Consider the following 13582-nt stretch of genomic DNA (forward strand, 5'->3'; position numbering starts at 1 on the left):
GCTTCTCTCACAGCCAGGACGATCGCGTGTTCGGAAGGGGCAGTGCCCGCCCGTTCGGCGGCCAGAGTTACGTTGTGAGCCGCGTCGCTATCAGAGCCCACCAGCGGCGCGGGTCCGGCTGGGAGGCGGCGGTACCCCACTGTCGCCTCCCTTGCCATCGCCGCGATGGCGTCAGCCCCGTCCGGCGAACCGCTTGACCTCATCGACATAGGAGCGCCCGATGCGCTGCTCGGCGCCGTCGGACAGGCGCGCCGTCCAGTGGCCGGTATCGTCGCGATAGAGCGCCGAGACCGTGTCGCGCCGGACGATCACCGAGCGATGGACGCGCAGGAATACAGCCGGATCGAGTTCCTGCTCCAGCTTGGCGATGGTGCGGTGGATGAGCCAGGATCGCGTGCCGACATGCAGCCGCATATAATCGCGCTCGGCGGTGATGCGGGCGATATCCGCTGCCGCGATCCGCACCAGCCCGCTATGGTCCGGAACCCAGAATTCATCGACATAAGTGGCGGCCGGGCGCGCCGTGGCGCGGGGCTCGGCCTCGAGATGCGTCCGCACGCGATCGAGCGCGCGGGCGAGCCGATCGGGCTGGACCGGCTTCATCAGATAGTCGATCGCCGCGACATCGAAGGCGGCGACCGCGAAATTGTCGAAAGCCGTGATGAACACGACCGGCGTGCCGGCCGCAGATTGCGACAGCGCGCGGGCGACGTCGATCCCGTTCATGCCAGGCATGGCGATATCGAGCAGCACCACGTCCGGCGCCACGGCTTCGGCGATGCGCAGCGCCGCCTCGCCGTCATTGGCGGCTCCGACCACGGTGACGCCGGGCAACCCGGCGAGCAGCAGCTGCAGCCGCTCGACGGCGAGCGGCTCATCGTCGACGACCATGACGCGCAGCGGCCGTTCAGCCATCGCGCACCACCGGCATGTAGAGATGAACGGTGTAGCCGCCGTCGGGATCGACGCCGTGAAGGCAACCGGCGCGGCCGCCGTAACGTGCATCGAGCCGGTCGCACACGTTCCTGAGGCCGACGCCGGTGCCGCCGTCTCCCTCTTCCGGCGCCGCCTCGCCATCGTCCTTGACCTTGAGGTGCAGCCGGCCCGCCTCCTCATAGGCAGAGATGCGGATCGTCACCGGCTTCCTGCTTTTCGCGACGCCATATTTCACCGCATTCTCGACAATCGGCTGCAGGATCAGCACCGGCACGCGCGCGCCGAGCAGCGGCTCCGGGATGTCGATCTCCACCGCCAGACGCTGGGGGAAGCGGATCTGCTCGATGTCGAGATAGAGGCGCTGGAGCTTGATCTCCTCCTCCAGCGGCACGTCGGCGGTGGGATCGGCGGAGAGGGTGGCGCGGAAGAAGGTGGAGAGGTTCATCAGCATGCGTTCGGCCACGTCGGTCTTGCGCGACAGCGTGAGCGCGGACAGCGAATTGAGCGTATTGAACAGGAAATGCGGATTGATCTGGTAGCGCAGCGCCCGGAGCTGCGCCTCCTGCGCCTCGCGGGCGAGGGCGGCGGCCCGCCGGTCTGCGGCGCGCAGCTGCCCGGCATAGCTCATCGCGACATAGAAGGACGACCAGGCGGCGAAGATGAAATACCAGCTGAGCGCGCTGTCGGCGACGGCGCGCAGCAGCTTCTCCATCGCGGAAAGCCCCTGCATCGACCAGTCCATCCGCGCCGCATCGAGCGGAGCATAGACATAGAAGATGTAGTGATTGAACGCCGCGAACAGCGCCGAGGCGGGCAGGCACAATATCCCGGCGACGATCGTCTTCTTCGCCAGCCCCGAGTGGCGCACCGAGCGAAGCGCGAGATAGATGAGGAAGGTCAGGACGGCACCCATTGCGGTCGTGAGCAGGCGACGTGCCATCATCTCCCAGAATTGCGGAAAGGCGAGTGCCAGCGCCCGCGCCGTGATCAGGGAAACATAGAGCAGCCAGAAGGCGACGATCGACTTCAGGGCGATGCCGATGTCCGCGAAACGCCGATCGCCGCCGGAAATGGACGGAAATTCGCTCATGCTACCTGTTACCGCGCCGGCATCGGAAAAGCCTTCGTCCCCGTCGCGGTTCGCAGAAGAGTCGGCCGGGTTGGTCGAAAAGCCGGGCAAGGCCCGGCGATAGCCGAGCGCGTCGGCTTCGCCCAGGACCGGCACCCCCTCGTCGGCGGCTGCGTCGTTCTTGTCGGAATCGGCGCCCACGGCAAGGCCATAGCATGGCGGGCGCGGGCGAAGCCATTGCGACGGCGCAACAGGATCGTTGCACAAGCGCAGGAAACGCGGAACCCCGCGTTTTTCGAGACGGCGCTGTTGCGCATCTGCGACAGTCGCGCGGGCCTGCGACGAAACGCGGCCTTTTGGCGTTGCCGCCGGAATCGAACCGTGATTCAATTCTGAACGGGGAGCGAGGGATTGGTTAACGGCTTCGAAAGCCGACCGGATGTAAAAGCCGGAGCCAAGGGCAAAAGGAGTGTGGGATATGAGTACGAGGACTCGGCCCGCAGGCGGAGCGGCGGCACTGGCCGAGATGAAGGAGTTCGCCGGCTTCACCAAGGGCACGCAGCGTTACATTCGCCGCTCGCTGGATGTCGGGCTGGACCGGCGCGACGCGGTCAAGCGCTGGTCGCGCGACCCGGGCGAGGCGGCCGGCATCCGGGCGCAGGCCAAGGTCTATGGCCGGCTCGACCTCATCCGCGCCAATGTGCCGGACGACAGCGGTCTCGACGCGATGGAGCCGCTGATGGCGCCGCTGATCACGATGACCGCGTTCGATCTCGGCCAGGAGCGCCTGCCCTGCTTCGCTTCCTATCGCTTCCTCTACGAACGGCTGATCGGCGCGAACGTCCGGCCCTGGCTGCCCGGCGCCTTCTGCGCCGCCGCCGCGCTGCCGCACCTCCACCCGGATCATCGTCGCGGCCTGCTCCAGTCGATCAGCGAGGCCGCCGCCACCGCGCCGGGCTGGTCGTCGCGCGAGCCGGTCTTCTACCCCGACTGGGTCGAGAAGGTGGACATGACGGTCGCCGGCTGAAGCCGGGAACGATCCGACGACGAAACACAACGGCGGGCCTTCGGGTCCGCCGTTTTCATTTGGCAAGGCGTGGAAGGGCTGGCTAGCTTGTCGCCATGCGCCGTCCCATCCTACTCGTCATCGCCATCCTCGCTCTCGCCGGGGGTGCGCTGGCCTGGTGGGTCATGAAGGAAGAGCCGCTCGATTGCTGCGCGCCGCCGGGCAAGAATCTCGCATTGCCCGAAGAGCCGCCTTTGCCCGCTTTGGCCGGCCGGACCATCCTCGCCGGCTGCCGGCAGGGCGAATGCAGCTGGATGCGGATCGGCGAGGTGACGCGCGCCGTCACGGTGCCGCAGGGCGAATTGCGGCGGATGATCGTCGAGCGGGGCAGCTCCGTCCACCTCGACGGCAACCTGCCCGAGCGTGCCGAGGGGACGCAGATCGAATGGGAGGCGGGCACGCGATCGGACTATGCCTTCTGCTCGATCGAACGGCCGGCCTATGCGTTCGAGGACGAAGGCGGGCTCATCACCCATTATCTCGATCTCTACGACCTGGCCGGATACCAGACGAGTTCCGGCCGGCTCTACATGCGCCTGTGCCACGATGTGGATGAAGAGGTACCGGACGCGGCCACTCTGGGTCGGTTCGGCTACCGGCCCGGCACGCGCAGCGAGCAGATCGAGGGCGCCACGCCCGAGGACATGACGCGCTTCTGAGGCTCAGTCCAGGCGGGCGAGAAGATCTTCCGCGAACTGGGTCAGAGTGTCGTCGCGCGCGCCCATGACGACGATCCGGTCGCCCGGGCGGGCAAGGCCGGTGAGGCGCTGGGCGCACGGCGCGCGCTCCGAAACATGCTCGGCGAAGCGGCCGTGCGCGGCGATGCCGTCGACGATGTCGGCGGTGCCGACGCTGCGGTCGGTGGTGCCGCCATGATAGACCGGATCGGGCATAATGAGCACGTCGCCCTCCGCCATCTCCTCGACGAAGGTGGCGATCAGCTCGTCCTTCATCGTCCGCAAGGGGCCGAAGCCGTGCGGCTGGAAGAAGAGGAGCAGGCGGCCGGGAAAGGCGTGGAGGGTGCGCAAGGTGGCGGCGATCTTGTCGGGATTGTGCCCGAAATCGTCGATCACGGTGACGCCGTTCGCTTCGCCGACCTTCTCGAAGCGGCGGCGCAGGCCGGTGAAGCCGGAGAGCGCCTCGGCGGCCTCAGCGAGCGACACGCCGGCGGCGCGCGCGGCAGCGAGGGCGGCGAGCGCGTTCTCGGCATTGTGGCGGCCCGGCACCTGGAGCCGGACCGGCACTTCGCCGATGCGGAAGGAGACGGCGAAAGGCTCCTCCGCCACGCCCGTGCCGAACAGGTCGGCGCTTTCGTCGCTGAGCGAATAGGTGACGACCTTGTCGGGCGGCAGCACGGCCGCGAGCAGGCGGGTTTCGTCGTCGTCGAGATTGAGCACGATCCGCTCCGCCTTCAGCGCGAAATCGCGGAACAGGACGCGCAGCTCGTCCAGGCTCTTGTGATCGAGCGTGATGTTGCCCAGCACGGCGATGCGCGGGCGATAGAGCGCGATCGAGCCGTCGCTTTCGTCCACTTCGCTGACGAAGGCCTCGCCCGCGCCGACCAGGGCGCTGGCGAAGGGAATGTCGGCGCTGACGAAATTCTTCATCACCGCGCCGTTCATCACGGTGGGGTCGCGCCCGGTGGCGTGGAGGATCCAGCCGACCATCCCGGTAACGGTGGATTTGCCCGACGTGCCGCCGACCGCGATGCCGGTGGCGGCGGCATTGAACAGTTCGGCAAGCAGCTCCGGCCGGTTCATGCGCGCTGCGCCGATCCCCTTCGCTTTCACCACGTCCGGCACCGTTTCCTCGATCGCGGCGGAGGTGACGAGGAGCTGGGTTGCGCTCGTGACGCCGCTGCCGTCCTGCGGGAAAAGCGCGATGCCGCGCGCGCGCAGGAACTCGAACTTGGGCGCGAGCCGGCCCTGGTCGAGGTTGCGGTCCGAGCCGGCGACCGTCGCGCCCCGGCCCTGCACGATCAAGGCGAGCGGGAGCATGCCGCTCCCGCCGATGCCGCAGAAGAAATAGGATTTGGCCCCGGTCATCCGACCGCCCTATTGGGAAGCCGAAGCCAATTCAAACGGGAAGAGCCCCATGCGCATCGCCGTCGTCGCGCCCAGCTCCCGCTTCAGCGAGGACGCCGCCGCGCGCGTGCGGGAGATCGCGGCGGCGGAATGTCCGAAGGCGGAGATCGTCTTCCATCCGCAATGCTTCGAGACGCACAATCATTTCGCCGGGACGGACCAAGCGCGGCTGGCGGCGCTGGTCGAAGTGGCGAACGATCCGGGCTTCGACGCATTGTGGTTCGCGCGGGGCGGCTATGGCGCGTGCCGGGTGGCGAAGGAGGCGATCGCGGCGATGGGGCCGGCGGCACGGGACAAGGCCTGGCTCGGCTACAGCGATGCCGGCTATCTGCTCGCCGGCCTCTACCGCGCCGGCTTTCCCCATGTCGCGCACGGGCCGATGGCACAGGACGGGCTGCGGCCGGGCGGTGACGCGGCGGTCGGGCGGGCGCTGGCCTGGCTGACCGCGCGCGACGGCGCCGCGCTGGAGCCGGGGCTGGAAAAGGGAGTGCGCCACGCGGCGTTCAACATGGTGGTGCTGAGCGGGCTGCTGGGGACGAAACTGGAGCCGGACCTGTCGGGCCATGTCCTGTTGCTCGAGGAAGTGGCCGAGCAGATGTACCGGGTGGATCGATTGTTCTTCCACCTCACCGGCAATGCGGCGATCCGCAAGGTGGCGGGCATCCGGCTCGGCCGGGTGAGCGACGTGCCGGACAACGACCCGCCCTTCGGCGAGGACGAGGAAGACATCGCGCGGCTATGGTGTGGCCGCGCCGGCATCCCCTTTCTGGGCCGCGCCGAGATCGGGCACGACACGGCGAACCGCGTCGTGCCCTTCGGCGTTCTTCAGGAGCCGGCCCCCGGCAGCGTGTAATAGATCGGCGCGCTCGGTCCGAGCGGCAGGTCCAGCACGATCCAGCCGATCATCAGCGCAGTGCCGCTGATCAGGATCCAGATCGAATAGGGCACCATCAGCGCCGCGAGGCTGCCCAGGCCAAATGAAGCCTGCCAGCGCTGGCAGAAGATCAGGATCAGCGGGAAGTAGAACATCAGCGGCGTGATGATGTTGGTCGCGCCGTCGCCAACGCGATAGGCGGCCGTGGTCATCTCCGGGCTGATTCCGAGCAGCATCAGCATCGGCACCAGGATGGGCGCGAGCAGCGCCCATTTCGCGCTGGCCGAGCCGATGAAGAGGTTGAGCAGGGCGGTGAACATCACGATCAGCGTCAGCAGGATCGGCACCGGCAGGTCCATCGTCCGCAATGAATCGGCGCCGTGGACGGCGGTGATGAGACCCAGATTCGACCAGTTGAACATCGCCACGAAATGCGCGGCGGCGAAGACCAAGACGAGATAATAGGCCATGTCGCCCATCGCGCCCGACATCATCTTCACCACGTCGCGGTGATCGCTTACCGTGCCGGCCGCCTTGCCATAGGCCCAGCCGGCGGCGAGGAAGAGCAGGAAGAAAGCGGCGACCAGCGAGCGGTAGAAGGGGCTCAATTGCGCTTCGGGCGAGGCGGTCTCGTCGATCAGCGGCGTGCCCGGGCCAAGCGTGAAGAACAGCCACAGGCCGACCACGGCGAGCATGGCGAGGCCGGCCCAGCGCAGGCCCTTCTTCTGCGCGTTGGTGAGGCTGCCGTCCTCCTCCGTGTCGGCGGTGCCGGCGATCCTGGCGGCCTCGCCCTCCGGCACGTAGCGGCCGAGCCGGGGCTCGATCACCTTGTCGGTCAGATACCAGATGACTGGTATGAACAGGACCAGCATGGCGGCGATGAAATACCAGTTGCCGGCGATGTTCGTCTGCCAGTCCGGCACGATGAGCTGCGCCGCCTGCTGGGTGATGCCGAACAGGAGGGCGTCGAGCTGGCCCGGCAGGAGGTTCGCCGAGAAGCCGCCCGAGACGCCGGCGAAGGCGGCGGCGATGCCGGCAATCGGATGGCGCCCGGCGGCGGCATAGACGACGCCGGCGAGCGGGATCAGCACGACATAGGCGGCGTCGGCGGCGAGATTGCCCATCATCGCGACGAAGGCGACGATCGGGGTGAGCAGGAAATTGGGGGCATTGGCGACGCCGGCGCGCATCGCGCTGCCGAACAGGCCGGAGCGCTCGGCGACGCCCGCGCCGAGCATGACGAGCAGGACATAGCCCAGCGGGTGGAAATGCGTGAAGGTGGCCGGCATGTCGACCCACAGGCGCTGGATGTTGGCGGCGGACAGCAGGCTTTCCGCCTGGATGACGCGCGCCGCGCCGGTCGCCTGGTCGACCTCGGTGGGATGCGTGGCGGACCAGCCGGCCATCGCCGCGGCGACGCTGAACAGGATGAGGAAGCCGATCAGGTAGAAGAAGAGGAAGACCGGATCGGGCAGCTTGTTCCCGGTTCGCTCGATCCAGGCCAGCATGCCCTTCTCGCTCCGCATCGCGGCATCGCTCATCCACTCTCTCCCGGTGCTTGTTCTGGCGTCATGATCGCCGCTGAAACGCCGCGCATCAACCCTTGGCGAGAATCTGCCGGAAATGCCCTCCGGGAGGGGCGATGGCCTCTCTGGACCAGACTATCCACAGGAAAAGCCGCTTTCAGGGGGCGAAAAGGCGGTAAATGGGGGCGCGGCCCCATTGCCAAGGGAGGGGAATTGCGCTCTATCGAAGGCCAGTATTTCACAGGGAGGACAGAATGGCACAAAGTGGTTTGCAGCGGCCGGTCACGCCGTCCAAGGAGCTCGCAGCGATCACCGGCTCGGCGGCGCTGCCGCGCAGCCAGGTCGTCAGCAAGATCTGGGACCATATCAAGAAGAACAACCTGCAGAATCCGCAGAACAAGCGTGAGATCGTCGCCGACGACAAGCTGCGCGCCATCTTCGGCAAGGACCGCGTGTCCATGTTCGAGATGAACAAGCACCTGTCGCGCCACCTCAGCTAGGTCCGGGGCCGGCGAACCGCCGGCTTCCGAGCCCGCGAACCGCCCGCCCGGCTTCCCGCCGGGACGGGCGGTTTTCGTTTTTCCGAAGCTGAAAGGGCTGCTCGGCAGCCCGGGGGAGTTCGCCATGACGACAGAAGATCTGCGCGCCGATCTGGTCGCGCTCGGGATCGAGGCCGGCAGCCTCGTGATGGTCCATGCCTCGCTGCGCCGGATCGGTCTCGGCCGCGCCGATTTCGGGCCCGGCGGGGCGGAGGTGCTGCTCGACGCGCTCGACGATGCGGTCGGGCCGGATGGTACGCTGACGATGGTGCTCGGCACCGATTATCCGATGGACTGGGTTTACGATCATCCGCCCGAAGCGCGCGCCGCCTTGCTCGCCGGATCGCCGCCCTTCGACCATCGCGATGCGCCGGTGCTGCCCGAGGTAGGCTGGCTGGCGGAGTCGTTCCGCCGCCGGCCCGGCACGCTGGTCAGCGACAATCCCAGCGGCCGGTTCGGCGCCCGCGGCGCCCGCGCCGCCGAGCTGATGGCCGATCAGCCCTGGCACGATTATTACGGGTCGGGTTCGCCGCTCCAAAAGCTGTGCGATTGGGGCGGCAAGGTGCTCCGGCTGGGCGCCAATCCGGATACGGTGACGGCACTCCACTATGCCGAATATCTCGCCCATCTGCCCGACAAGAAGCGGACGCGCTGGGACTATGTGCTGGCCGGCGCGGACGGTGCACCGGAGCATCGCTGGATCGACTGCCTCGACGATTCGGAAGGGATCGTCGACTGGCCGGGCGAGGATTATTTCGCGCTGATCCTGAAAGCTTATCTGCGGCTGGGGCGGCATCGCGAAGGGCGGGTCGGCAAGGCGCAGAGCGAGCTGCTCGACGCGGCCGATTATGTCGCCTTCGGCGCGCGTTGGATGGAGGAGAATCTAGGGTCCTAACCGGTCCAGCGCAGCCCTAGCCAGAGCGTGCGAGGGCTGGCGCGCTCGACGATCCCGGTCCCGGAAATGCCGGCGACCACGCGCGCGTCGGTCAGATTCTCGGCGCGCGTCTCGAACGCGAGGCGCTGGGTGAGCGGCAGGAGGGCGAAGGCATCGAAGGTCAGCGCGCCGGGAATAAGCTGGCGGTTCAGATCGTCCTCATACTGGCTGCCGGCATAACGCAGGGCGAGCGACGCGCGTTCGCCCCGGGGCCCGGCCCAGGCCAGCGAGGCGCTGGCCGAATGACGCGGCGCCTGGGCCGGGCGCAGGCCGTCCAGCGCCGCCGCTGTGCCGGAGGCCCGGACCGTCGCGTCGGCGAAGCTGTAGCCGGCGGCGAGCTGCCAGCGGCCGAGCACGAGGCTGGCGTCCAGCTCCACGCCCCGGCTGACGATCGCATCGACATTCCGCCGTTGGCGAAACGCGCCGCCGGCCGCAACGAAACCCACGCCGGGGAAGGTGCCGGGGCCTGTCCCCAAAGTGACATTGGAAATCGCGTCTTCGAGCCGGTTGGCAAAGGCCGTGACCGCAATACGCGCGCCGGCCGCCGGGCGTAGCTCCAATCCCGCCTCGACGCCGTTCAGCCGTTCCGGCGCGAGCGCGGCATTGGCGGCGGTCGCGTCCGCGCCAACGCGGAACGGGCGATAGAGCTCATTGAGCGTCGGCAGCCGCCAGCCGCGATAGGCGGCGGCGCGCAGGGCGAAAGATGGGCCGAGCCGCCAGATCGCGCCGGCGCGGGCCGTCGGTTCCCAGCTCTCTCGGTCGGGGAAGGCCGTGTCGGTGAGCGCCGTGCCGTCGGCGAGGCTGCGTTCGGCCAGGCGCCCACCCGCGATCCGCCAATGATCGATCCGGCCGCCGGCGGTGAGCAGCAGCGCGTCGCTGTCCCACTCCACCTCGCCATAGGCACCGAGCGTGCGAGTGTTCCCCCCCGCCACTCGGCCGCGCGTGGGTGCGCTCGCGACGAACTGGAAGAGCTCGCGCGTTTCGCCCTCGGTCGCGCGCCAGTCCGTGCCGAGCCGCAAGCCCACCGGCCCGAAGCGGGGTCGCAGCTCAGCGCGGGCGCCGAGGCCGGTGGCCGGGACATTATATTGATCGAGCGTCTGGTTCGCCGCAGCGCGGCCCGCGCCGACGGCCGCGAAATCGTTGGCGAACTGCCGGAGCTGGACATAGCCGAGCAGCGAGAAGGGCAAGGCGCCGCGCCCGACCAGGCGGAGTGATGCGTCCGCGCCCTTGTTCTCGATAGCGCTGAACGCGGTGCCCCGCTCGCGGGCGTCAGCGAAAGCGGACATGTTCGCTTGCAGTTCGACATCTTCATGGACAGGAAAGGCAGCGCGCAAGGCCAGGCTGGCCTGTTCATAGGGTGCCGTGCGATCGGCGGCGCCGCGTTGTTCGGCGACCACCGGGATGAAACCGTCGCCGCGCGCATAGGAGGCCGAGACATGGGCGAAGCCGCCGCCGAGGCGCGCGCCATAACCGGTGAAGGCATCCACGCCGTTGCGGCTGCCATAAGCGAGGCTGGCGACAGGGTCCGTCGCTTCGTCCGGCCCGGCGCTGCCCAGCTCGATCGTGCCGGCCAGCGCGCCGGGGCCGTTCGCGCCGCCGCCGCCGCGCGTGACGCGGATTTGCCCCAGCCGGCGCGGATCGAAGGCCGGCCAGGCGATCCAGCCGCCGAACGGATCGGTCTGCGGCACGCCGTCGAGGATGACGAGCGCCCGACTCGACGCGTTGCCGCCGAGCGCGCGAAAGGTCGCGCCCTGGCTGGTCGGATTGGCCGAACGGGCATCGGAACGGCGGAATTGCTGAAAACCCGGCACGTCTCGCAGCACGTCCTCGAGCCGGTTCGACGGGGCGTTGGCGAGCCGGTCGCGCCCGATCGTCACACCGCCATAGGCCGCTTCGCCGCGTGCCGTGTCCAGCCCGCCCCCGGTGATAACGATCTCGTCCTGCGCGGTGACGGGCGCGGCGAGGAGCATCGAAAGGAGGAGCAGCTGGCGAGGCACCCGGCTCTCTAACAAGGAAAAGGCCGCCCCGGCGAGAGGAATGCCGGGGCGGCCTGATCTTAACGCCGAAAGGGCGTCGGGCTTAGCTGGGGGTACGCACCCCGGCCGCCGCTTCGAGCTGGGCGCGGGTCATCGCGAGGACGAGGCCCTGCGAATCCTTGCCGAAGCTCGAGATCGGTATCTCCGCCCGCACCGTACCGGTGTTGAGCACGGCGGCCTGGCCTTCGACCGATTCGATCGTCCCGACGGGAGCGCCGGTCTGATCGCGGACCGCGGCACCGGCCTGGACGTCGGCGGCGGTGGCCGCCGTCACCGTGCCGGGCTCGGCGCTCGCGTCGGCCTGCACATCAGTCTGCACCTCGGTCTGCGTGTCGGGGATCTGCGGTTGCGGCGTTTCCGGAACCGGAGGCATCGTATCGCGAACCGTATCCTGCACATCCTGCACCGGGTCGGTCACCGGCGAGGTGAGCGGATGATCGACCGGGGGAACCGGCGGCGTCTGAACCTGGCCCTGCCCGGTCGCGTCGAGCGACTGGGCGGACACGAGGCCCGGGGCCGACAGCATGGCGGCGGCAGCCAACATCTTGATCTTGAACGTCATTATACCCTCCGATGGTGGAAATTCAAAAGGGTAACGCACCGGCCCGCGGGGCAGGTTGCATGGTGCGCGACGAATCGTTCACCCATGGCGACGACCGGCGAAAAATCGCGGAAAACCGCCAAAAAACCAGTAATTTTACGAGGTCTTATGCGTGATCATTCCGGCGCCGGATAACGATCGAAGGCGGGCAGTTCGTGCGCCTTCGCCATCCAGCCCAGCCGTTCGGCGGCCTGGACATGGATGTCCGGCGCCATCGCGCCCGGATCGTCGAGCGTCGCGATCTGGATATCGACAAGTCCGGGCAGAACGGTCTCGTTATAGTAGAACAGGCCCGTGCCGCAGTCGGGGCAGAAGTGCCGCCGGCCATTTTCGGACGAGGCATAGACCTTCGCGGTGCCGGACTGGACGGTGAGCGCGTTGCCCGGAAAGGCCGCCCAGCCCACGACGGGCGCGCCGGCATGGCGCCGGCAATCGTCGCAATGGCACAGCGCCTTGTAGACGGGATCGCCCGTCACTTCGTAACGAATGGCGCCGCAATGGCAGTGTCCGGTGGGCATCGAGTCTCTCCCGCGAGTCGTTCCGGCGCGCATCATGCGCGGAACATATCGCGAACTCAATAACCCCGAACGTAGCTAGAGCACATATTTGCTGAGATCGGCATCGCGCGCGATGTCGGCGAGCTGGGCCTCGACATAAGCGGCGTCGATCCGCACCGTCTCGCCGCCGCGCTCCTCCGCCTCGAAGCTCACATCCTCCAGCAATTTCTCCATCACGGTCTGGAGCCGGCGCGCGCCGATATTCTCCAGGCTCTCGTTCACCTCGGCGGCGATGCGAGCGAGCGCGCTGATGCCGTCCTCGGTGAAGTCGATGGTCACGCTTTCGGTGGCGAGCAGGGCGCGATATTGCTCGGTGAGGCTGGCGCGCGTGTCGGAGAGGATGCGGACGAAATCCTCTTCGGTGAGCGCTTTCAGCTCGACGCGGATCGGCAGGCGGCCCTGAAGCTCCGGGAGCAGATCGCTGGGCTTGGCGACGTGGAAGGCACCGGACGCGATGAAGAGGATGTGATCGGTCTTCATCGGGCCGTATTTGGTGGCGACCGTCGTGCCCTCGATCAGCGGCAGGAGGTCGCGCTGCACGCCCTCGCGGCTGACCGAGCCGCCGCGCACGTCGCTGACCGCGATCTTGTCGATCTCGTCGAGGAAGACGATGCCGTTCGCCTCGGCGTCGCGCAGCGCGACCCGGTTCACGTCGTCGGCGTCGAGGCGCTTGTCCTGCTCCTCCTCGACCAGCTTGTCCCAGGCTTCGGCGACGCGCATCTTGCGCTTCTTGCGGGGCTGCTGCCCCATCGCCTTGCCCATGATGTCGCTGAGGTTGATCATGCCGACCTGGCCGCCCATGCCGGGGATCTCGAACGGGGTGGAGGGCTGGTCGGAAACCTCGATCTCGACCTCCCTGTCGTTCATGCTGTTGTCGATCAGCCGCTGGCGGAAGGATTCGCGGGTGGCGAGGCTGGCATCCTTGCCGGTCAGGGCGTCAAGCAACCGCTCCATCGCCGCGTTGGACGCGGCCTCGCGCACCGCCTCGCGGCGGCGCTCCTTCTCCAGCCGCACCGCCTCCTCGACCAGGTCGCGGGCGATCTGCTCGACATCGCGGCCGACATAGCCGACCTCGGTGAACTTGGTCGCCTCGACCTTCACGAAGGGCGCGTCGGCGAGCTTGGCGAGACGCCGGCTGATCTCGGTCTTGCCGCAGCCGGTGGGGCCGATCATCAGGATGTTCTTCGGCGTCACCTCGTCGCGCAGATCCGCACCGAGCTGCTGGCGGCGCCAGCGGTTGCGCAGGGCGACCGCGACGGCGCGCTTGGCCTCGCGCTGGCCGATGATGTGGGAATCGAGCGCGGCGACCACCGCCTTGGGGGTGAGGGCGTCGTTCATGCGTCCTGCCTTGCTGGGGGTG

The 13582-nt window shown here is 68.2% G+C and carries 13 protein-coding genes; 5 read left to right on the forward strand and 8 right to left on the reverse strand.

Translation table 11 applies throughout. The features are described from left to right. Nucleotides 1–171: 171 nt before the first annotated feature. Nucleotides 172–915 (reverse strand): response regulator transcription factor, encoded by a 744-nt coding sequence (locus KF780_06165; GenBank protein MBX3561381.1) that lies wholly within the window; start codon nt 913–915, stop codon nt 172–174. Beyond that, complete coding sequence (locus tag KF780_06170; GenBank protein ID MBX3561382.1) at nt 908–2026, reverse strand: histidine kinase; 1119 nt, start codon at nt 2024–2026, stop codon at nt 908–910. Before KF780_06170 ends, KF780_06165 begins: the two co-directional genes overlap by 8 nt. A 457-nt stretch (nt 2027–2483) precedes the next feature. Between KF780_06170 and KF780_06175 the strand changes: the two genes are divergently transcribed. Together KF780_06175 and KF780_06180 are read left to right on the forward strand one after the other, a co-directional pair. After that, nucleotides 2484–3032 carry a hypothetical protein gene (locus KF780_06175; GenBank protein ID MBX3561383.1) on the forward strand — a complete coding sequence of 183 codons (549 nt, stop codon included), beginning with the start codon at nt 2484–2486 and terminating at the stop codon, nt 3030–3032. Nucleotides 3033–3127: 95 nt separating this feature from the next. Continuing rightward, entirely contained in the window at nt 3128–3730 is a 603-nt protein-coding gene (locus KF780_06180) for a hypothetical protein (GenBank protein ID MBX3561384.1), read from the forward strand. A 3-nt stretch (nt 3731–3733) separates the two neighbouring features. Here KF780_06180 and KF780_06185 read toward each other — a convergent pair whose 3' ends face one another. Beyond that, nucleotides 3734–5116: a UDP-N-acetylmuramate--alanine ligase gene (locus KF780_06185; protein MBX3561385.1), complete on the reverse strand. Its 1383-nt coding sequence runs from the start codon at nt 5114–5116 to the stop codon at nt 3734–3736. 49 nt (nt 5117–5165) lie between these two features. On the opposite strand from KF780_06185, the gene KF780_06190 reads away from it, so the two are divergent. Then, nucleotides 5166–6008, forward strand: a complete 843-nt coding sequence (locus KF780_06190) for an LD-carboxypeptidase (GenBank protein ID MBX3561386.1) — start codon at nt 5166–5168, stop codon at nt 6006–6008. Here the strand turns inward: KF780_06190 and KF780_06195 are convergent. Continuing rightward, a complete protein-coding gene (locus KF780_06195) occupies nt 5981–7570 on the reverse strand; it encodes an AbgT family transporter (protein MBX3561387.1) in 1590 nt (529 codons plus the stop codon). The two genes, KF780_06190 and KF780_06195, sit on opposite strands and share 28 nt — an antisense overlap. A gap of 239 nt (nt 7571–7809) precedes the next feature. Here KF780_06195 and KF780_06200 point away from each other — a divergent pair, with 239 nt between their 5' ends. Continuing rightward, a complete protein-coding gene (locus tag KF780_06200; GenBank protein ID MBX3561388.1) occupies nt 7810–8055 on the forward strand; it encodes a hypothetical protein in 246 nt (81 codons plus the stop codon). Between the two features lie 124 nt (nt 8056–8179). Then, nucleotides 8180–8989 (forward strand): AAC(3) family N-acetyltransferase, encoded by an 810-nt coding sequence (locus KF780_06205; protein MBX3561389.1) that lies wholly within the window; start codon nt 8180–8182, stop codon nt 8987–8989. On the opposite strand, the gene KF780_06210 is transcribed toward KF780_06205, so the two are convergent. From KF780_06210 to hslU, 4 genes are all read right to left on the reverse strand, one after another. Continuing rightward, nucleotides 8986–10998: a TonB-dependent receptor gene (locus KF780_06210; protein MBX3561390.1), complete on the reverse strand. Its 2013-nt coding sequence runs from the start codon at nt 10996–10998 to the stop codon at nt 8986–8988. The two genes, KF780_06205 and KF780_06210, sit on opposite strands and share 4 nt — an antisense overlap. A 109-nt stretch (nt 10999–11107) precedes the next feature. Beyond that, nucleotides 11108–11626, reverse strand: coding sequence for a hypothetical protein (locus tag KF780_06215; GenBank protein ID MBX3561391.1), 519 nt, complete (start codon nt 11624–11626; stop codon nt 11108–11110). 155 nt (nt 11627–11781) lie between these two features. Then, nucleotides 11782–12183 (reverse strand): GFA family protein, encoded by a 402-nt coding sequence (locus KF780_06220; GenBank protein MBX3561392.1) that lies wholly within the window; start codon nt 12181–12183, stop codon nt 11782–11784. Nucleotides 12184–12258: 75 nt separating this feature from the next. Then, entirely contained in the window at nt 12259–13560 is a 1302-nt protein-coding gene (gene hslU / locus KF780_06225; GenBank protein ID MBX3561393.1) for an ATP-dependent protease ATPase subunit HslU, read from the reverse strand. Nucleotides 13561–13582: the final 22 nt, after the last annotated feature.

This window comes from Sphingomonas sp., from assembly GCA_019635535.1.
In the GTDB taxonomy this organism is placed as follows: domain Bacteria; phylum Pseudomonadota; class Alphaproteobacteria; order Sphingomonadales; family Sphingomonadaceae; genus Allosphingosinicella.